The following is a 22,729-nucleotide window of genomic DNA, read 5'->3' as shown; positions in this document are numbered from 1 at the left end:
TGTCGTTTGTTGACTGTCGTTTGTTGACTGTCGTTTGTTGACTGTCGTTTGTTGACTGTCGTTTGTTGACTGTCGTTTGTTGACTGTCGTTTGTTGACTGTCGTTTGTTGACTGTCGTTTGTTGACTGTCGTTGTTGATTGTCGTTTGTTGATTGTCGTTTGTTGATTGTCGTTTGTTGATTGTCGTTTGTTGATTGTCGTTTGTTGACTGTCGTTTGTTGACTGTCGTTGTTGACTGTCGTTTGTTGACTGTCGTTGTTGACTGTCGTTTGTTGACTGTCGTTTATTGACTGTCGTTTATTGACTGTCGTTGTTGACTGTCGTTGTTGACTGTCGTTTAAAACCTAACCCAAGCTTTATTTTTAAACTTAAACACTTTAAGAGACAGTGCTAACACCAAACAACAATCAACACCTCAACACCTCACCACCTCACCAACCAACAACCAACAACGAACAACCAACAAAAATCAACTAATGACTATGACCTCCGCCTCCTTCATTTTTAATCAAATGACTTTGAAGATAATAAGCTCCTTGTATGACAATACTGTAGTTTACTGGTACTTCTTCTACGATTTCTACTTGCGTATAGCCCAACTCTTGCACGCCTGTTTTTACTTCAACACGTTGATAGTGATAATGTTCTTCGTGTTCTTCTGATGTATCAGACACAAAGATGAACGTTCTTCCATCTGCCTTGACAATGGCTTCATTAGGCAGCGCTTTTACTGTTTTTGCACCCACATCGATCAAGGCATTCACATATAACCCAGGAATCAGATTATCAGGCACTTGATTAATATTTGCATGTGCAATCACTGTTTTAGTACCTGGTTCAAACGCTTTTCCAATACTAAAAATAGTTGCTGTTACTTCTTCCTTATTAATGTTCGTTAGATTAAACGATACTTTTTGCCCCTCGTGAACATAAGGTAAATCCTTTTCGTAAATCTTTAAATCCAAGTGAATCTTTGAATTATCGACCAAAGAGAATAGCGTTTGTCCGTTGACCATATTTGTTCCAATGCGTATCGGAATAGCCGAAATGTTTCCGCTAATTGGAGCCACAATTTTTAAGGTTCGCGACATGGCGTTGGGATTTGTTCCCAACAAAGACAATTGATTGGTTAACGATTGATAACGCGATTTCTCAATATTCAATTCGGACTTGGTCTTTTGATAGGTCTTTTCTGAATTGACGTTTTCTGCACGGAGGGTTTGTTGGCGTTTATATTCCAATTCCAAATATTCTAAATTATTCTTTGATATTTGATATTCCTCTTGTAAACGAATAAACTCAGGACTATCAGCAATCGCCAATACTTGTCCTTTGTTTACGCGATCGCCAATGTTAACGAGAATCTGCGTAATAGTTCCACTTAAAAAAGTCGTCACATCCGCCTGATTTTGTGGAGGTAACTCGGTTTGTCCATTTACTTTGATGACATCCGTTAGATTTTTGTCCTCCAGTTGCCCCATCACAATACCTGCTGCTTTTTTCTGAGCACTATTTAATTCTACTTCTTTTCCCGTATTTTCTTCGTGCTCTTCTTCTTGTGCGACTGTTGTTTCTTGCGTTGCTGTTTTATTTTGACAACCCGCAAAGACAATCATTCCAAATACAACTAAAGCTATATATATTCTTTTCATTTCAAATTCAAATTATTGATTAACTAAATAATGAAGGGCATTGTGTCCCAAATTGTATTGCAATACCGCATCCAAATAATTAATTTGTATGTTCAAAGCGGTTTCCATGGATTGAATATATTCCACATACGAAATATCTCCGTTATTGTAAGATTTATTCGCGTGATCTTGAATAATAGATGCATTCAACAAGGCACTATCTTGGTAATAATCAATTACCGACTGTTGGGCACGAATAATCTCTAGCTGCTGCTGAACCAATTCGCTCAACTGTTTGTGCAAATAACTTTTTTCCAATTCCGCTTGTTCAATACTGTACTTCATGGCCTTTATTTTTTTCGACTGACTACCGAAGAAGATTGGAATACTCACCCCGACTGTATAACTTGGAATGCGCAATTCTCTTCCGTAATTCGTTCCATTCGCTCTTAATCCTGCAGCATCCGATTCAATTGCATACCCCAATGTTACATCGGGTAAAAGCATTGACTTTTCTAATTTTCGAGTGGCTTCAACACGCTCTATTTCCTTGGTTGCCAATTGCAAACTATTATTCTCTTCTAAATTTAAATCCGCCCATGGATCGTGTTCGTCATAAATCAATTCGCGCTCACTTAGCTCAAAATCAGTATCTAGATTCAAATACGCTTTGATTTTTGATTTTTCATTCTGTAAAAAGGTTGTATTCTGCGTTAATAAAACACTAATTTCCTGTTCTTTTGCCTGAGCAACATTGCTTTCCATCAAAGTTGTTTCTCCTGTTTCATAACGCAATTTCGCCGATTTAGAAAAGGCTTTTAACAGCGTAAATTGCTGTTCTAACAATTTCTTCTTGGATTGAGCATAGAGAATATTTTCCCAAGTTTGCTTAATCTCAAATTCAATGGCAATGGTTTTTCCTTGTAATTGAATTTCAGCACTTTCATATTCTTTTTGAAGGATGGTTTTCTTTTTTCCGTAAGTAAATGGGCTCAAGGCTTGAGAGACATTGAGATTGATGTCTTTTTGTCCTTTTCCATTGAGATAGCCGAATCCCATAGATACGTCAGTCTTGGGGATATCATACGCTGTTTTAACCATTTGCTCCTGACTTAGTACGTTCGCTCTAGAAGCTTGTAAGCTTTGGTTATTTTCTCGTGCTAATTCCAAGGCTTGCTCCAAAGAAAGACGTCTCACTTCTTGGGCCTGCGCACCACTTATTGCTAAAAGAGCTAAAATCGTTAAGACTGCTGTCTGGTTCTTTTTGGTTTTTCGAAATCCTCTTTCTTCATAATAATAGATAATCGGTAAGACGATTAACGTCAACAATGTTGCCGTTATTAATCCACCAATGACTACTGTTGCCAATGGTTTTTGTACTTCTGCCCCTGCACTTGTACTCAAAGCCATGGGCAAGAATCCCAAGGAAGCCACTGCTGCCGTTAACAATACTGGGCGCAAGCGAATTTTAGTCCCTTCTATAATGCGTTCATATAAATCCATTCCTTGTTCTTTTAGTTGATTAAACTGACCAATCAAGACAATCCCGTTCAGTACGGCTACTCCAAATAGCGCAATGAATCCCACACCAGCAGAAATACTAAATGGCATATCTCTCAACCACAAAGCTGCCACACCTCCAATGGCTGATAGGGGAATTGCAGTGAAGATAATCAAGGATTGTTTGACAGATTTAAACGTAAAGTACAGCAGTACAAAAATCAAAGCTAAAGCAATCGGTACGGCAATCATCAAGCGATTTGTTGCTTCTACTAAGTTTTCAAATTGACCACCATAGGTAATATAATATCCATCTGGCAATTTCAATTGTGCATCTAATTTTTCTTGAATATCGTGTACCACACTCTTCACATCGCGTCCTTTGACATTGAATCCCAAAACAATGCGTCTTCTTCCATCCTCACGACTAATTTGCTGTGGACCATCTTCATAATCAATGTCTGCAATCTGACTTAGGGGAATTTGTTGTCCATCCGCAAGGGGAACAAAGAAATTTTTTAAGTTTTCAATATCCGATCTCGATGCTTGATCCAAGCGAACAACCAAATCAAATCGCTTTTCTCCTTCGTAAACCAATCCTGTCGTTTCACCGGCAAATCCCGCGCGGATAATCTGACTGATGTCGGCAATTTTCAATCCGTACAACGCCAATTTATCCTTGTCGTATTTAATGGATATTTGCGGCAATCCGGTTACGCGTTCCAATTTAGGGCTAGAAACACCTGGTACGTTCGCAATCATGCCGTTTATCTCATCGCCAATACTCGCTAAGCGATCTAAATCTTCTCCAAATACTTTGATGGCTACGTCACTTCGCACCCCTGTCATTAACTCGTTAAAACGCATTTGAATTGGCTGAGAAAACTCGGTTGTAACTCCTGGAATTTGCTCTAAAGCGGCTTCCATTTTATCAATTAATTCCTCTTTGGTTGTTGCAGAAGTCCACTCTTTTTTCTCCTTGAGCACAATAATCATATCTGCAGCTTCCATCGGCATGGGATCAGTGGGAATTTCAGCACTTCCAATTTTAGAAATCACCATCTTTACTTCTGGGAAATTCTCCATCAAAATTTGCTCTGCTTTGGTGGTAGTTTCTATTTCTTGTGAAAGTGAGCTCCCCGAAGAAATAATAATATGGGTAGCTAAATCCCCTTCATCCAAAGTTGGGATAAACTCCCCTCCCATTTTACTAAACACTACAAGAGCTAAAGCAAATAAACCAAAAGCAAGTACTAAAACGAATCGCTTTACTTTGAATGCTTTTTCCAATATTGGTTTATAAATACGATATAATTTATCAATTAATTTATCGCTAAAATTCGGTTTTGTCTTTCCTGCTTCTTTCTTCAAGAATAAAGAAGAAGCCATCGGCACATAGGTCAAAGACAGAATAAAGGCTCCCAAAATAGCAAAAGATACCGTCATCGCCATAGGACCGAACATCTTGCCTTCAATTCCCGTTAAGGCTAAAATTGGCAAGTAAACAATCAAGATAATAATCTCCCCAAAAGAGGCACTGGTTCTAATTTTAGAAGCAGCTTGATATACTTCGGCATTCATCTCCTGTTGGGTGAGTTTCCTATTTTTTCCGATATGCAGTCGATGAACAATAGCCTCTACAATAATCACGGCTCCATCGACAATCAATCCAAAATCTATTGCCCCCAAACTCATTAGGTTACCACTAACACCAAACAGTTTCATCAAGCTAATAGCAAAGAGCAAAGACAACGGAATTACGGAAGCAACGATTAATCCTGCACGCCAATTTCCGAGTAATAAAACTAGAACAAATACAACAATCAAGGCTCCCTCAATAAGGTTGGTTTGAATCGTACTCACCGTTTTGTCGATGAGTTTGGTACGATCAATAAAAGATTCTATCGCCACCCCTTCTGGAAGTGTTTTTTCAATTTGTGTCATTTTTTCTTTGACCAATTTCACCACTTCTTGCGTATTAGAATCCTTCAACATCATCACCATACCGCTTACATCTTCTCCTTTTCCATCTTTGGTCACTGCACCATAGCGAATGCTACTGCCAATTTTTACTTCCGCTACATCGCGAATTAAAATGGGAGTACCATTGACTGTTTTAACAACAATCTTTTCAATGTCTTCCATTGATTGTACCATACCAATACTACGAATGAAATACGCATAGGGTTTTTTATCAATATAAGCACCTCCTGTATTTTCATTATTTTGTTCCAAGGCATCAAAAATCTCGATGATGGATGTATTCATACTTTTCAGACGATCAGGTTGCACCGATACCTCATATTGTTTCAGATGTCCTCCTAACGTATTTACTTCCGCAACTCCCTTTACACCAATTAATTGAGGTTTTATGATCCAATCTTGAATAGTACGCAAATCCATACTATTGTATTGATCTTCATAGCCTTCTTTGGCATAAACAACATATTGATATATTTCACCTAATCCTGTACTCACAGGAGCTAGTTCTGGTGTTCCCACATTTTTAGGGATTACTTCTTCTGCGGCTTTTAAATTTTCATTGATCTGATTTCTAGCCCAATAGATATCGGTGTCTTCACTAAAAACAACAGTGACTACGCTCAAGCCAAAACGGCTAATTGAACGCAACTCCGTAATATTGGGAATTGGCTTAACAGCTTGTTCAATGGGATAAGTAATAAATTGCTCCACCTCTTGGGTTGCCAAAGTAGGCGAACTTGTAATAATTTGTACCTGATTATTGGTAATATCAGGTTGTGTATCCATAGGCAAATGTACCAAAGAATAACTTCCTACTGCGATAAGTCCCAATACGAAAAGTCCAATGATAAATTTGTTTCGGATACTAAAATGAATGATTTTATCTAGCATCTCTATATAATTATAAACGTGAAAAAAGGCGTTAATCTCTCTGTGATTAACGACAAGAATACGAAGTAATTATACGAGTTTGGGTGGTTGCCATATACTGTAGACTACAGTCTCAACAAAGGGATAAGGTAACAGTGTTTTTTCAGTAATCACCAATTGTTCCATTTGAGGTACACTGTAATTCGGCAGGGTTAAATTCACTGAAACCGCACAACATACACAAGCACAAAAGGGAGAACATGAGTCAGCTGCATGGTCTGTATGTTGTTTTTCAACTACAGCTGCTGTAACTGTTTCCGTTGGTCCTACAGGAGAAACATATCGATCCGCACAAGGATAAAAAGAAATAACCGCAATGGTTATTGCTAATAGTAAGGATAATATGTAGTTGTAGTTTTTCATCCATACAAAAATAGAAAGTTTTTTGAATTTACACACGTCTTGGTGTTCTTTTGCAATGGGGTTGCATCTGTATGTTTAGATTTGCTTTTGCGTTTTTTCGCTAGTTGCTTTTTTGTCAGATTATCGATTAAAGAATATATATCCTTAAATCAGAAATTAACCGATAACCTTTAGATTGGCTTTTGCATTTTTTCGCTAGTTGCTTTTTTGTCAGATTATCGATTAAAGAAAAAATATTTTTAATGGGTTAGGAAGGTTAGATGGTTTAACCGATTAACCCATCAAGAGAATTTCGGATTAAAGAATATATATCCTTAAATCAGAAAATTAACCGATAACTGAAAACCTTTAGATTGGCTTTTGCGTGTTTTCGCTAGTTGCTTTTTTGTCAGATTATCGATTAAAGAATATATATCCTTAAATCAGAAAATTAACCGATAACCCATAACCGATAACCCATAACTGATAACAGATAACTGATAACCCATAACTGATAACCCATAACTGATAACCCATAACCCATAACTGATAACTATTTTTGGCACGGGTTTTGTAGTATACTAAATACCCAAACTGCAAATATAAGACAACCCAAAAGTAGCCGCATATTACATGCAAAAACAACAAACCCGAAGTAACCTTTTTCTCTTGTAGAAAAAGGTTACTTTTTTTACCCTCTCACCCTTATACCTTTTCATCAAAATTCCACTAAAAAACACTATATTTGCTATTGACGACCTACCCATTTTCTTTTGGTTGTCCTGTCTCTTTTTTCTACTTTTTTGGGAATTTTTCTACAACTGTGTCTTACACTTTTCATTTTTATTCTTTCCCGCTTCTCCCTCTTTTTAATTCAATACTGTGCTTTTTTTAATTCGAATCCTAATTGTTTAATACACTGTATTATGCAATACTAAACAGGATATAACTAACTATATTCATTTGTTATGATACCTTATTATATTTTTACTGGTGGTCCAGGTAGTGGAAAATCCACCACATTAGAAGCGTTGTCTACTTTAGGCTATTGTACTGTTCCAGAAGTGGGACGTGCCATCATCCAACAACAAATTCAAGAACAAGGTGATGCTTTACCTTGGCTTAATAAACAGCGGTTCTTTGAATTGATGTTTGAATCTTCTCTTATCGATTATCAACAACAGACAGATCAACTTACTTTTTTTGATCGCGGTTTACTCGACAGCATCGGATATGCGCAATTGGAACAACTAACCATCCATCCTAATCAATACCAATTAGCAAAACAGCTGTTGTATGCTACAACAGTATTTATCTTTTCTCCTTGGGAAAGTATTTACACCCAAGACAAGGAGCGAAAACAGAATTTTGACCTTGCAATTCGAACTTATGAGATCATGCGAACAACCTATGAAAAATTCAATTATCAATTGGTTACAATCCCTTGTACAACAATTGAAAAACGCGTGGATTTTATTTTGGATTATCTCCGATTAAATCCGTAGAAGATTTACCTTTGCATCCATAATTCCAATGGGTGCATTTTTTATGGAAATAGATTTGATTTTTTATCTGTGTATTATTGCGTTTTGTGCAGGTTTTATTGACGCCATTGCCGGTGGTGGTGGTTTGATCCAGACACCTCTAGGTTTAGCTTTATTACCTAATATTCCTGTTTCTTCCGTTATTGGAACGCTTAAAATTCCCGCTTTTTCAGGAACTGCCATAGCTGTTCTTCAATACCTCAAACAGACGCGTATTCAATGGTCTTATTTTCTCTTTCTTGCTCTAATCTCCTTCGGTAGTGCATTTGTTGGTTCTTATACTCTAACAATTGTCAACAATGACTTTATGAAGCCTTTGCTCTTAGTCATTCTGATTGCGCTTTGGGTATTTACCTATTTTAAAAAGGATTTTACCAAAAAACACTTAACGGAAATAACTACGCAAAAACGCTATGTCTACGGTGTAATTATTGCTCTAGTTATTGGATTCTACGATGGATTTATCGGCCCTGCAACGGGTACTTTCTTTATAATGGGATTCATCTTCCTCATTGGGTTCGACTTTTATAAAGCTTCTGCTTATGCGAAGCTAATCAACCTCTTTACCAATTTAGGAAGCATTGGCTTATTCTTACTCAAAGGTCAAATCATCTGGTCTGTTGCTCTTCCCATGGCTGTATGTAATGGGATTGGTGGATACTGTGGTGCGAAATTAGCCATTTTAAAAGGGCAACAATGGGTGCGCTATGTTTTCCTTTTTATTATGCTGGTGGCTATTGTGCGTTTTGGGTATGAGATTTGTTGATTGTTGGTTGTTGGTTGTTTGTTGCACGATTAACGGCATTTGTTCAACAAACAACATACTCAATCCTTTAACTTCCTACATAAACTATAAAGCTGATTGGTAATATGTTCTAATTTCTTTCGTAAATCGAGATATTCCTCTTCTGTAATCAATTCTAAATCTAAACATAGAATTAAAAAATTAATCACCTCAATTGCAGATGAATATGAAATATTCAACATTCGATGTTTATCTTTGGATGTAGATCTAGAAATTCCTTCAGCAATATTAGCCGTAACACTTGTCATAGCTCTTCTTAGTTGAGAAACTAAACCAAATTTTTCTTCCTCAGGGAATTTTCTTGTCAATAAATAGATTGTTTTTGTTGTGTTTCTTGCATTCTGCCAGACAGTTAATTTTTCAAAAGAGTAAATATGCATAAATCGAACACAGTATAAAGATTTTTATCTTACAATTAAAACAAAAGGTATTCCAAAATTACTCCCTCAAAAAGATTTTAACAAACAACAATCAACATGCAACACACAAAAAAAGCAGCCTCTAATAAAAGAAAACTGCTTTTCGTACAAACCTATAACCTTACCCATGCAATTGTTCATCAATCTTTTCTTTGTCTTTATTGCTGATCCACAATTGTCCGATTTTCGACATTCGAATGCGGGTTAACACATCTTTCGTACGGCCATAATGATGGAATAAAGCATAAAGTAAAATCCCTATTCCCAAGATATTAATAAATCCAAAGATAATTTTATTTGCCGCTAAGACAGCATTGAGCTGTACTACACGAAGTACACCTCCTCCACCTGATTGACTTAACCAAACATCATCTAAATACACCGCCAAATTGCTCAAGCTCTGCAATTGTAATTTATATTGTAGCCATGTAAACAACGCACTGAATATTCCCAATGAGATAAACGTACGCCAAAGTAGGACAAAACCGATTAAACTCAATAAGCTTGGGATATCCAATTTATCCAGGGTATAATACCAAATCACAATAAACAAAATACTCATTCCCATTCCCTTAAAGAATTGAGGTAACAACCATAAATTGTAGTTCAATTCGGGTACCATGAAGAAATACATCATCACCGTATACAACATAAAAGAAGCAAATCCCAAAAAGGTAAGCATTCGAATGGGGATCAATCGATTGAACCAATGATACGAAATGATAGCCCCCATGAGCAAACCGGGAATCATCATCATATTCAATGATGCATTGGTTAAAGCATTATACCCCAATACTCCCATTGCAAATGTATTTTGGAGGTTAGTAGTTGCTAAATACATGCCCAAAAACATCAACATAACAATACCATGACGTACATTGTTCTTATTAAACGCTTTTAGCGATAAAAAAGGACGAGTCAAGAGTTGTTGTCGAAAAAAGAAGGCAAAGGTCAGTATAATAAAAGTCAGTGTTGCATATTTCATTTGATTGGATTCAAACCAGTTTTGTTGTTTTCCAAATGCTAAAATATAGCCCAAAATCATAAAAGAACTGATGTATAACAATACACTGAACCAATCGATATAATACAAAGGCACTTTGCGCATAAAGCGTTGGTTGTGTTGAAAGACGATACAAATCATCGCTGCTACTAAACAGATAGATGCATAAACGAAGTAACCAAATTGCCAATTGGCATAGTAAGAAATTTTAGTAATATAGTATCCAGAAATTTGTGTTACAATAAGTACTGCTGTGTAAAAAATACTGTAAAAACGCCCGCGATTACCATCTTTTGCTAAGATGAACATCAGAGGTAATACAACCTCCATCATCCCCAACATTTTAAACACACCAATTAAAAAAGAGGCTCCAATAATGACCTGAGGTTGATGAGTTGTTCCCATCACAACAAACAAAAGTGCAATTCCCGTCAAACACCCCACTAGGATTTCTTTGGTTCTAAAACGCGCTTTGATTCGAACAATTAAGGGCATCACCGTTCCCATTCCCACGACACTAGCATAGTTAGCCCATAAATAATATTCACTCATGGCACCTGTACTTCCTACCAAATAGGTAATATTGGGGGTATAGATGGCACTAATTCCGAAGAAAATCAATGCAATGACTACGATAAGCAATAGCATGACTGACTTGGGTACCCAAGAGTGAAATAATCCTTGATTATACATAATTTGTTGGTCCTACTTATTTTTTAATTGTACATTCATATTCATCCCGGCTCTCAAGCGCTGAATAGCTTCTGGAGCATTGGCAGCTGTAAACTCAATACGCACTGGGATTCGCTGTTGTACTTTAACAAAATTTCCAGTTGAATTATCTGTTGGCACACTAGAATATCGGTTTCCTGTTGCTGCGGATATAGCGGTTACTACCCCTTCGAATTGGGTTCCACGAACTGCATCCGCTGTCATAGTCAATACCGTTCCAATTTGAACATCTGGCATTTGTGATTCTAGGAAATTAGCCGTTACCCATTTTTCATTATCGCGAACAATCGTTGTTATTTGTTGACTCGGATTGAGCAATTGTCCTGGATTAATCAAACGTCTCCCCATGGTTCCATCGTATGGAGCTTTCACTACGGTATAAGACAAATTGAGTTCCGCCATATCCAACATGGCTTTTGTGCGTTTTATATCGGCTTCATTTAAGGCTAAGCGTGTTTGAATTTCCGAAACGGATAAACGCGTCGTTGTCTGTTGCTTTTTCAACGCATCAAAAGACGATTTTGCCGCCTGATACTCTGTATTTACTTGATCATACTGTTGCTGGGTTACTGCTTCTACTTTTAATAGATTCTCAAAACGCTTTTTATTTTGCTCCGCATTCCACAAACGCGCTTGCGCTCCTTGAATATTAGAATCGAATACCCCAATATTATTACTTGCCGTTTGCATACTAGACAACGTCACTTCTTTAGCCGCTAGAGCACTTAAATAAGCAGCTTCTGCTTGTTCTACTTGAGTGCGAATCTCCCGATCATCCAAAATAACCAAGGTATCCCCTGCTTTGACGATTTGGTGTTCAATAAATTTAATTTCTTTAATATAGCCCGATACGCGTGTATTAATCGGGTTGATGTATTCTTCAACCTGCGCTGATTCGGTATAGTCCTTATCGCCTATGTGAAAATATTTGGTCAAAAGCCAATAGAAAGCAAAAGCGACAATCAAAAAAGTCAAGGTATTGATCACAATAATCTTGCGTTTTTTGATTACATCCTGTTTATTATTAATCGTAATAGGAGAACTTTTCTTTTCTTGTGGTTCTGTATGGGTAGTATTGTCTGTTTGTTCCATGATAATTGTAGCAATTTTTACAACGTTCCCGTTGCTTTTAATAAACTATAATATTGATAAAGTACATTGATTTGTGCATTGGCAAATTGCAGTTCTGCTTCGAGTTTTGCGTTGGTAGCATCTGTCATTTCTGCCTGAATCGCCAATTGATTTAAGTATTTTGCCTCAATAATACGGTAATTCTCTTGTGCCAATTGTTGGCTTTTCTCTAAAAGATGTGCTTGTTGAATAGACTCTTCATATTTAGCATAAGCCTCGTGAACACTCATCTCAACCTGTTGTAAAGCTAGTATTTGAGTATCTTTCGCCTTGGTCTTTTCTAATTTTTCTAACTTGACCTTTTGAGGCGTTTTATACAAATTATCTAAACTATAACTCAACGACACGCCTACTTGCCAAGTATTGGAATACATGTCCATCACGGGGTTTGAGGTTGTAATCGGTCGACTCATGTTATAGCCTCCCATAGCAACTAAGGCAGGATATTGATCGGTCTTAGCTAGCTCTATCTTTTTATTCGCTGCTTCTATCGCCTTTTGTGTTTGTTGCAAGCTAGGATGATGCTCATAGGCCAAGGTTAAATAACTGTCATAAGGCCCAATCAATTCTTTTTCTTCTACTACTTCTGAAGGGATAATGCGGTTATTCACCTCCAATCCCAAAGCAATATTCAAATTGTAATTGACTATCGAAACATTGTTGTCCACAACCAAAAGGGCTTGATCGATATTTTGAAGGGCTAATTCTCCTCGAATTACCTCATTTCTCGTTAACATGCCTTGACTGTAAAACTGTTTGACATTCTCTAATCGGATTGCTCCTAATTGTCTGTTATTTTGATAGACTTCTTGTTGGTTCAACAATTTATAGAGATCTAAATAATTGGAAATCACCAGAAACTTAATACTCTGTTGGTCTTTAATCCAATCTAATTCAGTCAATTGTTGACCAATGGTAGAAAGTTCAATTGCCTTTTTTATCGCTCCTCCCTTATAGAGTAGTTCGGAAGCTTGTATGGCATAGGAATTGCCAAAATGAGGCATATCCTTAGTCATAACCTTTGAAAAATTCCGATCGAGAATCAAAGCATCTCCAATATAGGCCGCTGTTGCAGAAACACCAATCGTTGGTAATTGTTGTTGTTTTAAAATTTGAGTTTGTTGGGTTGCAATTTCTTTTTGTTGGGCACTTATTTTGAGTTGTTGGTGATTGGCTAATGCTAATTCAATGAGTTCTTCTACGGACAGTTGCTTCGTTTTTTCTTGAGCATAACTTCCTATAGATGAAAACAATAAAGCACCAAAACCAACGAGTATTGTGCGCAATTTTCTTTTCATTCTTTCCTTTGTTTGATCCCTACAAAGGTAGAAGCACTTTCAGAGGTCTACAATGATTAAAATGAGCAATAAGATGTTTAAAAGTACTATTTAATCTTATTAACCAACGTTCTATATTGCGTTGGACTCATATCAAGATGTTTTTTAAAGAAGTGGGTAAAAGCATATTGATCGCTAAAATGAAGTTTAGTCGCAATTTCTTTAAGCGAAATAGTCGAATCACTTAATTGAGCTTTCGCTTCGTTTACAATAAATTCACTGATGATTTGATTGGGAGTTCGTTGAGCCACCTCTTTTACTACAGCACTTAAATACCGAATGGAAATCGATAGGGCATCGGCATAAAATTGTACACTTTTTTCTTGTAGATAGCAATCTGAAACTAAATTGACAAAGTTATAGGTTAACTTTTGTTGTCTGTTGAGTTGAGACAATTGTTCTTCGTGTAATGGGGCCACAATTCCCACGAGATGATACAACAAAATATTGAAATAACTTTGAATAATTTGCTCCGCATAGGTTGTGGTTTGAAAGTGTTGTGTATAGTAATCCAACAGTTTTATATTCTCCCAAAAGATGGCAAATTCAGAAGGAGAAATAGTAAAAATGCGCTTCAACTGATTTTTAAGGTCTTTGTATACTTTTACTTTATTGAGCTGAAAGGTACTATTCTCAACAAAAGCGCGATCATACCCCATTAATCGAAATTCGGTATGAGGTTCAATTTCTAGAATTTCATATACATATTTGGTATTAATTAGTAGAAAAGAATATGCAACAATCTCCATTTCGTGAATCTGTTCTTTCATGCGAATGCGACCGCGATGAACAAACAAAATGGAAGACCGCTTAGGTCGATAAGGCCGACCAAAAGCTGCGGTTTCAAAAAACGTCTCTTCATTGTAAATGCGAAGGGCCCCGTAAATCTGAGGTTCTTCTTTTATTCTGTCGTTCATGTGTTCTATCTTATGGTGTACAAATTACGAAATGAATTTTGTTTTTTCTGCTTTTTTGTAAAATGGGGTAAGTTTGATAACATCTCAACGAACAACTATTTTATCTTATTCTAAATTAGCGTACTACTTGACGAACGGTTCCCCTCTAGAGGGAATAATCCCCTATATTTGCATGCTTTTGCTTTTAAGTCTTTTTTAGAAGCAAAGGAATCGTAAAACTCAACCTAGTTCATTATCAATTATGGAAACAACTTCAACAGTGCCTTTTTCAAGGTATGAGAAATTTGTCATCTTTATACTCGCTATCACGCAATTTACTGTTATTCTAGACTTTATGGTTATGGCTCCTCTTGGGGACTTATTGCTCAAAAGTTTAGCTATGGATACACAGGACTTTGGTATTGCTGTTTCTGCTTATGCGTTTAGTGCTGGGGCATCGGGATTGCTTACAGCGGGTTTCGCAGATAAATTTGACCGCAAGAAATTGTTGCTTTTTTTCTACATTGGTTTCATTGTTGGAACTTTGTTTTGTGGATTGGCTTATTCCTATGAAACCTTAGTTGCCGCTCGAATCTTTACGGGTTTATTTGGCGGTGTGATTGGTTCTATTTCTATGGCGATTATTACGGATATTTTTAGTTTACAACAACGTGGACGCGTGATGGGATTTGTTCAAATGGGATTTGGTGCCAGTCAGGTATTGGGTATTCCCATTGGTTTATATATTGCCAACAAATGGTTTTGGGAAGCGCCTTTCTTTTTAATTGTCGCACTTTCTATTGTCATTGCGCTGCTCATTGGTTTTTATTTGCGCCCTGTCAATGCACATTTAGCACTACAACAAGATCACAAACCACTCATGCACTTGTGGAATACGCTGAAAAACAAAGAATACCGCATTGGTTTTGTCGCTACTACTTTCCTCTCTGTAGGTGGTTTTATGATGATGCCTTTCGGGACAATCTTTGCGGTGAATAATCTAGGGGTTCATCCTGATCAATTGCCGTTATTGTTTATGGTTTCCGGTGTTACTTCTTTGATTTTCATGCCTTTCATTGGAAAGCTAAGTGATAAAATGAATAAGTATCTTTTATTCAGTATTGCTTCCATTTGGTTGATGTTGGTTTGTGTAGTCTATACCAATATGGCGCAAATTCCACTGTGGCTGGTAATGGTAATCAATATCTTAATGATGTTTGGCATTATGAGTCGTATGGTGCCTTCTTCTGCCCTAACTAGTGCCGTTCCAGAGGGGCAAGACCGAGGGGCTTTTATGAGTATCAACTCCTCTATTCAACAAATTGCGGGTGGAATCGCCGCTGCAATTGCGGGTTTAATCGTTTACCAAGAGCATAAAAATAGCCCTTTGATGAACTATGATATTGTCGGATATGTAGTAGTTGCCGTTTCTTGTTTGAGTATCGTATTGATGTATCGCGTGAATCAATTGATTAAAACGAAACGATAGTTTGTTTGTTGACTTTTTGTGTTTTTGTAAACTCTTCCTATTAAAGAGCAATTTGCTATTCAGAAGATTTCGATAACTATGTTGCTTGTTATGAAGTTGCTCAAATTATAGATGAACGCGTATTTTCTTTATCTCGCTGAGTTATTATTTTATCAATTGCTAACTGATTATTGTTAACCTTTAGATTTGCTTTTTCGTTTTTTCGCAAGTTGCTTTTTTGCTAGATTATTGATTAAAGAAAAATACATCCTTAAATTATAAAACTAACTGATTGCATTTTAATGGGTTAAGAAGGTAAAAATGTTTAGGAGGGTTAGATAATCTAATCGATTAAGCAAAATAACAAATCAAGATAATTTTGGATTAAAGAAAATACATCTTTAAATCAGAACATTTATCTGATAATTGTTAATCTGTTGATCAACTAGTTAAACCTTCTTTTAATACCGAGTTCTTCTAAGCAACCGGCCAAGTGTTCTTGTTGCTCAACATGGAGTGAATGCGCACTTATTCTTGGTTTGAATACCGTCTTTTTTCCATGTCGTATATGAAGTTTAGCCGATTTACCCTGCTGGGTAAACATCGAGCTATAGTCATACGTCAATTCGTCTAAAGGGTAACGTTCTGTTGTTTTTTTCCCCCATCGACTATAAGTGTAAATAAATTGCCGCTGTACACCATCAAGTTGAATCTCAATATCGGCATATGCATAACTAAACAACGCAATAACTGCAGGAATAGCAATAGCACACAAAAAGATATTTAAGTAATCCAATTCCATCGCGTATCCAATAGCTCCTCCGCCAATGAAAAAAAACAGAGGCATAAAATAATCTATTTGGATCGCATAGGTATAATTCATTCTTATTTTCGATTTACTCGAAGAAACACTTGTTTCGTTCCCTTTTGATCAAAGCGATACACGATTAGTTCAGCTGAATTTGCATCTTGTACGATATGATCACCCTTAATGATTTCTTTAGGTGCATCAAAGGTATAACTACTAAATAGATTACCTGCATCATCATAAAAAGAATAGGTTCCATCAGAGGAAACCTCAATTTTGTCAACAACAAAATCAATCGCTTCGGTTTGTACTACTTCTACTTTGCTTGGCTGGTTCTTCATAAAATGACTGAATTGCAGTACAGCAACAGCCACAACAACAATGACGATGATGATTCCTTTTTTCAATGGGTGTGTATTTAAAGGGATAAAACTACGATTTAAATTTTGATAAAGAAAAATAGTGTTTGTAGCAAAATGTTTTTTTGCTAGTTGCTTTTTTGTGGTATGACAAATTCGCTCTCTCCGATGGCACGAATTTAAGGTACAATCCGCACCATCGATTACTAATTAGTTATTACTTACTAATCAATTGTTCCATCCTTTTTATTAAGGCAGATTTCCTGTTTTTACTTAAGTTTCTAAACCCTAGCTCACTATCTCTAAACAAAATCTCTTTATCCTGAAAAAACAGGAGTTCTTCATAAGAATTTGATCCTGTCATTTTCCTTGTCAGCACCAAACTGCTTTCATCTAATTCACTTTGTAATAATTCCCCTACACAAATTCTAAACTTATGCATACATCTATACTGTATCCGATCATTTGTGAAATAAATCGATAGTAATCCATGCTGGAGAAAAATATAACAAGAATAAGCAATAGCAATAAAAAACAAGCCCGCGAAAATGTACTGACCAATTATCAGAAAAAACATACCTAATAGAATAAACAAAATAGTTGTTTTTTCAATTCTTGTTTCAAAAAAATCCTCCTTCCTTTTCTTTCCTTTCATTTACTACTTTATCTATATCTTGTGGACTATTAAACTCAAATTTCTGTTTTTATCAAATAGACTCAATATCAACAATATAACAATTGAATCGTGGTTTTAATTCTATCCAAACTATTTCTCTTCCCAAATTAATTCAAACTCCTCTTGTGTAATAAAATCTGACTCTTGTAGTTCTAATTCATCTAAAGATTGATCATATAACATAGAATCTCCTTTCATTGGACACTCTGCTGTAAGCAACAATTTGGACGTGGGGTTGATTTCCACTTGTCTCATTGCTTTACCCTCTTGAAAATGTATAAAAAACATTACATTTTCTTCATCCCAATACTTCTTTATAAAGACTTCTACCATTTTAAAATTTCATTTTACCTAAACGAAACTTTTTCAAATCCCTCTCTCTAACCATATAATACAACTTTTACTATAACTAATACTTACTGTACTTTTAAATCAAAATCTCTAGCTAATTTCGTATTTGCAACCAATCGCCAACCTTTTTTTAACCTTACTTCTGCAAGAGGACCAACATAAAAAGAATCAATTACACGAAAAGACTTTTTTATTTTAGAGGCGAATAGTTTAAATAAAACATTAGAATCCATGCCGTTAGAGATTGTAGCCACTCTACCTGCAATAATTACTTTTTCTTCTGCTAAATAAATACCTCCTACTTTCAATTCAATTGATTTAGGATTAATCATTTGATCTATAGCAAATTTTGTAGTTCCATCTTTTTGTATGACTACTCTACGATTCAAAGCTTCTCCTTTTTTTTGAACTAAATATCGATCAATTTTATTCCAATCTCCAAATGAAACAAAACCAATATTCGATAGTTCATCAACCCCATGAAATGTAGTTATTTTTAAATCAGTTTGTAATCCAACTAAATAATATGAAATTTCAATAGTAGATTCAATTTCTAAAAGAAGAGGTTTAATATCTTCTAGAAGAGCAAAAAACACAATCTGTTTACTTCCCATATAGCTATTCGAAATTAGTACTTAAAAGATTTAGCGATTGCAAAATATGCTGAATAGAATGTTCATCTTCAACTTCTACTTCACTCAAAATTTCAATAATCTTTTCAACATCACGTTGTACAATAGCCCTATCAAAAGCATTAATTAACCCTTTTGTATACAATCGTTCATTGATTGTCATACCTTTTAACCTCTCATCCATTATCCTCTTTTTTCTCTAGTATCTCACTTCTAAATTAAAGCTAGATTAACTGTGTTACACCTGCTAAGTACGCTTATAAATGTTTCAATATGATTTTGTTTTATATCAAGAGTACCTGCAAGACAAAACCATCAATCCTATAAGCTGTTTTATTCTTTTTCTAAAAGATAAATTTGTCCTGATCGATCAAATCCTTCTTTATAAATATGCAAACGCAAACACAAAGGGCATTGAATACAAATTTTCATTTTTAAATACACCTCCTCTGCTTCAATAGTATCTTGAAATTGATCAAAATCAGTATCCGAGATAAATAGATATTGATGTGGAGAAGGTATTCCACCTAAATTTATAATTTCACCACAAGTACATTTCATTTTAGGCATAACACTTAATTTAAAAAAATATCTTACTCTTTTTTACCATAAAGCAATATTCTTTTAAAAGCATATAAAGCAGGGAGTTTTTTAAAAGAATTCGCTATTTCTGCTTTAAAAGCTTCTATAAATGAAGCCTTTTCCTCCTCTTTTAACCTTTCTATATAAGGTATTAAAGCTGAGCCTGAAATAAATTCATATAACGCATGATGATCTTGCGCTATTATGGGATAAATACGTTGAGAAATACTCAGCTGACTTAATCCACCATCAAACATCATTTGAGCATAGTCATCTAATGACAATACAGAAGAAGGTCTGTTCCAACCTTTTAGTTGGGTTCGATAAGGCTCTGATTCAGCAAGGGTGTAAAGTAATTTATTTAGTATATTTTCAGGTTGATAGGGCATCTGAACAACAAACTGTCCTCCTGGATTTAACTTAGCAATAAGTTTTGGAAATAATTCTTGATGATTATCAGACCATTGCAGTGCGGCATTGCTAAAAATAACATCCCATGATTCATTCGTTTCTACAAACTTTTCTATGGTTTGACATTTAAACTCTAACCGATCTGATTTTAAAAGTTCTGCTTGTTCAAGCATTTCTTCGGAAGAATCTATACCCACAAAAGTAGCCTGTTTGAACTTCTCGACCAATAATGCTGTTTGTTCTCCTGTACCACATCCTAAATCTACTGATTTCATTCGTTGTGTCTCTTGAATCATTTCGCTTAAATCGAAAAAAGGCAAAAAACGAACCTGCTTAAACTTGTTATATACTGCGGGATTCCAAGGCATACGATACTCTTTTAAAATTGTATACTAAGCTACTGAGACTATATGGAAATACCACTTATAATCTACTAAAAATTAGCAGGGTTTTATGTGATTTTTATAAAAATAAGGCTGGAAATTAAGAATATAATACAGACTGAACAGGAAACATTATGTACTTTTATTTCCACTTACAACTAGTTATTCTAATCATTTTCGCCTGAACTAAAGACTAAATTTAAGAAGATAAAACAGCAGCTGTAATGTATTTCTCAAAAATTTTCTTTGCTTTTTTCTTCGTTACTTCCTTTTTATAGGTATCGTGTTCTGAAAGGTAGACTACGGGAGCCTTTTTACACATGCCTTGACATTTCATTTTACACAACGCATAATCCGATAGCGCGGATTTGCAATCCGTGCCTTTTTAGACCTCATCCTCATACACTAAACACGAGACTTCAGCCGAAGGGAACGAAGTTAAATACGCGCAATCGAGTTTACAAAACCAACTCTTCCTATAAAAATAAGGTTTATTTGATTGAAAAAGACCTATTAAAGAAAAGTACAGGCTATTTTATAAACAAAATTTATGCGCACGGATTGCACCCGAGGCTTCAGCCGAACTGAACGAAGTTAAATCCGCGCGATCGGGTATTTCTTCTTTGTAGTTTTAATACGTCGACGACTTTCTTCTTTTGTACTTCAATAAAGTAAATGTACTATCATTCTTTGCTTTAACCATTGGTTTTAATGCAGTAAATCCTTCGTACAATCGATTTTCTTTGCTTTAATGAATCAATTGTTCTGTCGTAAAAATAAATACATACAATCGTTTGATTTGCGTTTGGCTGTTTTTATTCTTTTCAATTGTAGTCTTTTCCTTCAATGTAAAAAAGTAGTCTTTGTAAAACCACAATTGTTTATCCCCACTGTCGTAGCCTTCGACTCACTTCGTTCCTCTTCACTACTCCACCGACGATAAATATAGTTGACAGTAAACGGTTTACAGTGAACAGTTTCTATTCTCTTTTATAATAAATAGCTGTCCAAAACCCAACTACTTTTTTTGGTTTACTGTGTGCTGTTTTGGTTCTCTTTATATTGAAAATCTTCCGTTAACCGTTAACAGCTAACTGTCAACTAAAATTCACTGTTGCTTTTTTGTAGTCTTTGGCTGTACTTTACCTTTTTGAAACACTTTACCATTGTCGTTGGATATGTCAGGGCCGAGCGTTAAAAAAATGTCTGGTAGACATTTTTAGCGATGGAGCCAGGTGGCGTGGTGGCCAAATAGTGTAACGGTGGTAGGGTGTTTCTTTTCCCACTAAACAATCCCCCCTAAATAACAAAACCCCTTTGATCCGTTTTGGAAGGTTGGGGTTTAGATTATCAGTACACCATCATCTTATTATAATCAATGATATATTTTTATTGTTAAATACCATCATATTATTCAATATATTTACCATTTACCTTTATTCTGTTACTATTTTCAACTTGTAAATTATTTTGATAAATAAAGAACAAATCATTTGATATACACTGAAGAAAATTTAACTTTTCTTCTTTTGAACATATTAAAAAATCGTATAATTCTTTCATTTCTTCAAACATATCTTTATTTTTTTTCCCTACAACTATTATGTCTTGCTTTTGGCTTATTAATAAATATGTTCGTTCTGGTTTTAACAAAACTCTAAAAAAATAAACATCTATTCCTTCAATATTGCTATATATAGGCTTAACATAAATCAACAAATTCAATTGCGCTTCATTTTTCCAATCCAATCTATCATTGTACTTATTTTCAGTATAAATAAATTGATAAATGGTTTCTTTAATTTTAGAATCAATATTTTGAGCTCTCATATCAATAATCGAAACTAAACACAATAATAATATAATTTTCTTCATTTATTTTTTGTTTGAAATTTGAAAATGGAACATTTCAGAAAATTGTCGTGGTCTTCTTTCTCTTTCTTCTACTTTACTATCAGGAGACAAAGCATTTGAAGATTTTTTGTCTAATGTATGCATAAATTCATGTCCTAACGTACCTGCCATATTCTGAATTTTACTTAATTTACCACTATGCATTACTCCTCCTGTATCAGGGTTTTCTATTGTCCAATCACTTCCATAATTAGAATTTAAATAATCAGTAGTCCCTTTGTAAATAATAATTTTGGATTCCAAAATTGTTTTACCATCCTTTGATAATTTTAAAGGAATATTTTCTCCAAATTCAGCTGATCCTCCTTCTACTCTACTTTCATCACTAAATTCAACACTCATTTTTACTTTACTATCTAAAGCTTCTCTTAAATTTTCAGAACCTATTTTAGTTTCTAACATAGTGTTAGCAACTTCTTTAAACTCTTCAGAAGTATTAGAAGTCCAAATAGGTTTTTGTGTTTTATCATCTATTTTAAAATCAATTTTCTTACCATCTGTACCAGGTATCCATTCTCCTCCTTCTGGAACCATCCCTGTAGGATCCGTAAAGTTAATTGGATTATTAAACGTATAAGCATAAGGATTATAATTTGGCATTTTCTCCGCCAATGGATCCACACTCAAAAATATACTCGCTCCTGGATCGTAATATCGCGCTCCATAATAATAGTAGCCTGTTTGTGTATCTAACTCCTTCGCATTGAACTTATACACATTCTCTAAAATGTTGTTGGTGCTCTGTTCCACCATAACCTCTCCAAATGGTAAATACTCAATGTATTGTACGGGTGTTCCTAAAACATCGGTAATATACGACGTACTACCCAAATGGTCGCTATGAGACCCTTACCTGTTAACAGTAAACTGTCAACTAAAATCCACTGTTGCT

The 22,729-nt window shown here is 35.4% G+C and carries 22 protein-coding genes; 3 read left to right on the top strand and 19 right to left on the bottom strand.

The genetic code is table 11. The annotated features are described in order from the left end of the window. Window positions 1–473: 473 nt before the first annotated feature. From HX004_RS07940 to HX004_RS07930, 3 genes are all read right to left on the bottom strand, one after another. Window positions 474–1,652, bottom strand: coding sequence for an efflux RND transporter periplasmic adaptor subunit (locus HX004_RS07940; protein ID WP_286441909.1), 1,179 nt, complete (start codon window positions 1,650–1,652; stop codon window positions 474–476). A 12-nt stretch (window positions 1,653–1,664) separates the two neighbouring features. Next, window positions 1,665–6,005 carry a CusA/CzcA family heavy metal efflux RND transporter gene (locus tag HX004_RS07935; protein WP_286441908.1) on the bottom strand — a complete coding sequence of 1,447 codons (4,341 nt, stop codon included), beginning with the start codon at window positions 6,003–6,005 and terminating at the stop codon, window positions 1,665–1,667. A 69-nt stretch (window positions 6,006–6,074) separates the two neighbouring features. Beyond that, window positions 6,075–6,407, bottom strand: a complete 333-nt coding sequence (locus HX004_RS07930) for a DUF6660 family protein (protein WP_286441907.1) — start codon at window positions 6,405–6,407, stop codon at window positions 6,075–6,077. Window positions 6,408–7,354: 947 nt separating this feature from the next. Between HX004_RS07930 and HX004_RS07925 the strand changes: the two genes are divergently transcribed. After that, window positions 7,355–7,891 carry an AAA family ATPase gene (locus HX004_RS07925; protein WP_286441906.1) on the top strand — a complete coding sequence of 179 codons (537 nt, stop codon included), beginning with the start codon at window positions 7,355–7,357 and terminating at the stop codon, window positions 7,889–7,891. A gap of 43 nt (window positions 7,892–7,934) precedes the next feature. Continuing rightward, complete coding sequence (locus HX004_RS07920) at window positions 7,935–8,696, top strand: sulfite exporter TauE/SafE family protein (protein WP_286441905.1); 762 nt, start codon at window positions 7,935–7,937, stop codon at window positions 8,694–8,696. Between the two features lie 59 nt (window positions 8,697–8,755). On the opposite strand, the gene HX004_RS07915 is transcribed toward HX004_RS07920, so the two are convergent. The 5 genes from HX004_RS07915 to HX004_RS07895 form a co-directional block, all read right to left on the bottom strand. Then, window positions 8,756–9,115: a four helix bundle protein gene (locus tag HX004_RS07915; RefSeq protein ID WP_286441904.1), complete on the bottom strand. Its 360-nt coding sequence runs from the start codon at window positions 9,113–9,115 to the stop codon at window positions 8,756–8,758. 160 nt (window positions 9,116–9,275) lie between these two features. Beyond that, complete coding sequence (locus tag HX004_RS07910) at window positions 9,276–10,850, bottom strand: MFS transporter (protein ID WP_286441903.1); 1,575 nt, start codon at window positions 10,848–10,850, stop codon at window positions 9,276–9,278. Window positions 10,851–10,862: 12 nt separating this feature from the next. Further along, window positions 10,863–11,981, bottom strand: a complete 1,119-nt coding sequence (locus HX004_RS07905; protein WP_286441901.1) for an HlyD family secretion protein — start codon at window positions 11,979–11,981, stop codon at window positions 10,863–10,865. A 17-nt stretch (window positions 11,982–11,998) separates the two neighbouring features. Continuing rightward, window positions 11,999–13,318: a TolC family protein gene (locus HX004_RS07900; protein WP_286441900.1), complete on the bottom strand. Its 1,320-nt coding sequence runs from the start codon at window positions 13,316–13,318 to the stop codon at window positions 11,999–12,001. 86 nt (window positions 13,319–13,404) lie between these two features. After that, a complete protein-coding gene (locus HX004_RS07895) occupies window positions 13,405–14,274 on the bottom strand; it encodes a helix-turn-helix domain-containing protein (RefSeq protein WP_286441899.1) in 870 nt (289 codons plus the stop codon). A gap of 241 nt (window positions 14,275–14,515) precedes the next feature. Here HX004_RS07895 and HX004_RS07890 point away from each other — a divergent pair, with 241 nt between their 5' ends. Then, window positions 14,516–15,742: an MFS transporter gene (locus HX004_RS07890; RefSeq protein WP_286441898.1), complete on the top strand. Its 1,227-nt coding sequence runs from the start codon at window positions 14,516–14,518 to the stop codon at window positions 15,740–15,742. Window positions 15,743–16,166: 424 nt separating this feature from the next. Here the strand turns inward: HX004_RS07890 and HX004_RS07885 are convergent, their stop codons facing one another. From HX004_RS07885 to HX004_RS07835, 11 genes are all read right to left on the bottom strand, one after another. Beyond that, window positions 16,167–16,604, bottom strand: coding sequence for a hypothetical protein (locus tag HX004_RS07885; RefSeq protein ID WP_286441895.1), 438 nt, complete (start codon window positions 16,602–16,604; stop codon window positions 16,167–16,169). A gap of 2 nt (window positions 16,605–16,606) precedes the next feature. Next, entirely contained in the window at window positions 16,607–16,936 is a 330-nt protein-coding gene (locus HX004_RS07880) for a hypothetical protein (RefSeq protein ID WP_286441894.1), read from the bottom strand. A gap of 169 nt (window positions 16,937–17,105) precedes the next feature. Continuing rightward, on the bottom strand, window positions 17,106–17,543 hold the full coding sequence (locus HX004_RS07875) for a hypothetical protein (RefSeq protein ID WP_286441893.1): 438 nt from the start codon (window positions 17,541–17,543) through the stop codon (window positions 17,106–17,108). 111 nt (window positions 17,544–17,654) lie between these two features. Beyond that, window positions 17,655–17,897: a hypothetical protein gene (locus HX004_RS07870; protein ID WP_286441891.1), complete on the bottom strand. Its 243-nt coding sequence runs from the start codon at window positions 17,895–17,897 to the stop codon at window positions 17,655–17,657. Window positions 17,898–17,980: 83 nt separating this feature from the next. After that, a complete protein-coding gene (locus HX004_RS07865; protein WP_286441890.1) occupies window positions 17,981–18,529 on the bottom strand; it encodes a hypothetical protein in 549 nt (182 codons plus the stop codon). A 4-nt stretch (window positions 18,530–18,533) separates the two neighbouring features. Continuing rightward, entirely contained in the window at window positions 18,534–18,731 is a 198-nt protein-coding gene (locus tag HX004_RS07860; protein WP_286441888.1) for a hypothetical protein, read from the bottom strand. Window positions 18,732–18,880: 149 nt separating this feature from the next. Continuing rightward, entirely contained in the window at window positions 18,881–19,117 is a 237-nt protein-coding gene (locus HX004_RS07855) for a DUF8617 domain-containing protein (RefSeq protein ID WP_286441886.1), read from the bottom strand. Between the two features lie 23 nt (window positions 19,118–19,140). Further along, window positions 19,141–19,908, bottom strand: coding sequence for an L-histidine N(alpha)-methyltransferase (locus HX004_RS07850; protein WP_286441885.1), 768 nt, complete (start codon window positions 19,906–19,908; stop codon window positions 19,141–19,143). A 214-nt stretch (window positions 19,909–20,122) separates the two neighbouring features. Continuing rightward, window positions 20,123–20,269 (bottom strand): hypothetical protein, encoded by a 147-nt coding sequence (locus HX004_RS07845; protein ID WP_286441883.1) that lies wholly within the window; start codon window positions 20,267–20,269, stop codon window positions 20,123–20,125. A gap of 1,064 nt (window positions 20,270–21,333) precedes the next feature. After that, the gene (locus HX004_RS07840; protein WP_286441881.1) at window positions 21,334–21,798 is read right to left on the bottom strand and encodes a hypothetical protein; all 465 of its coding nucleotides are present in this window, start codon (window positions 21,796–21,798) and stop codon (window positions 21,334–21,336) included. Then, on the bottom strand, window positions 21,799–22,668 hold the full coding sequence (locus HX004_RS07835; protein WP_286441879.1) for an RHS repeat domain-containing protein: 870 nt from the start codon (window positions 22,666–22,668) through the stop codon (window positions 21,799–21,801). Window positions 22,669–22,729: the final 61 nt, after the last annotated feature.

Source organism: Myroides sp. 1354 (assembly GCF_030324495.1).
Taxonomy (GTDB): domain Bacteria; phylum Bacteroidota; class Bacteroidia; order Flavobacteriales; family Flavobacteriaceae; genus Flavobacterium.
This window is presented reverse-complemented; position numbering and strand designations above follow the sequence as displayed.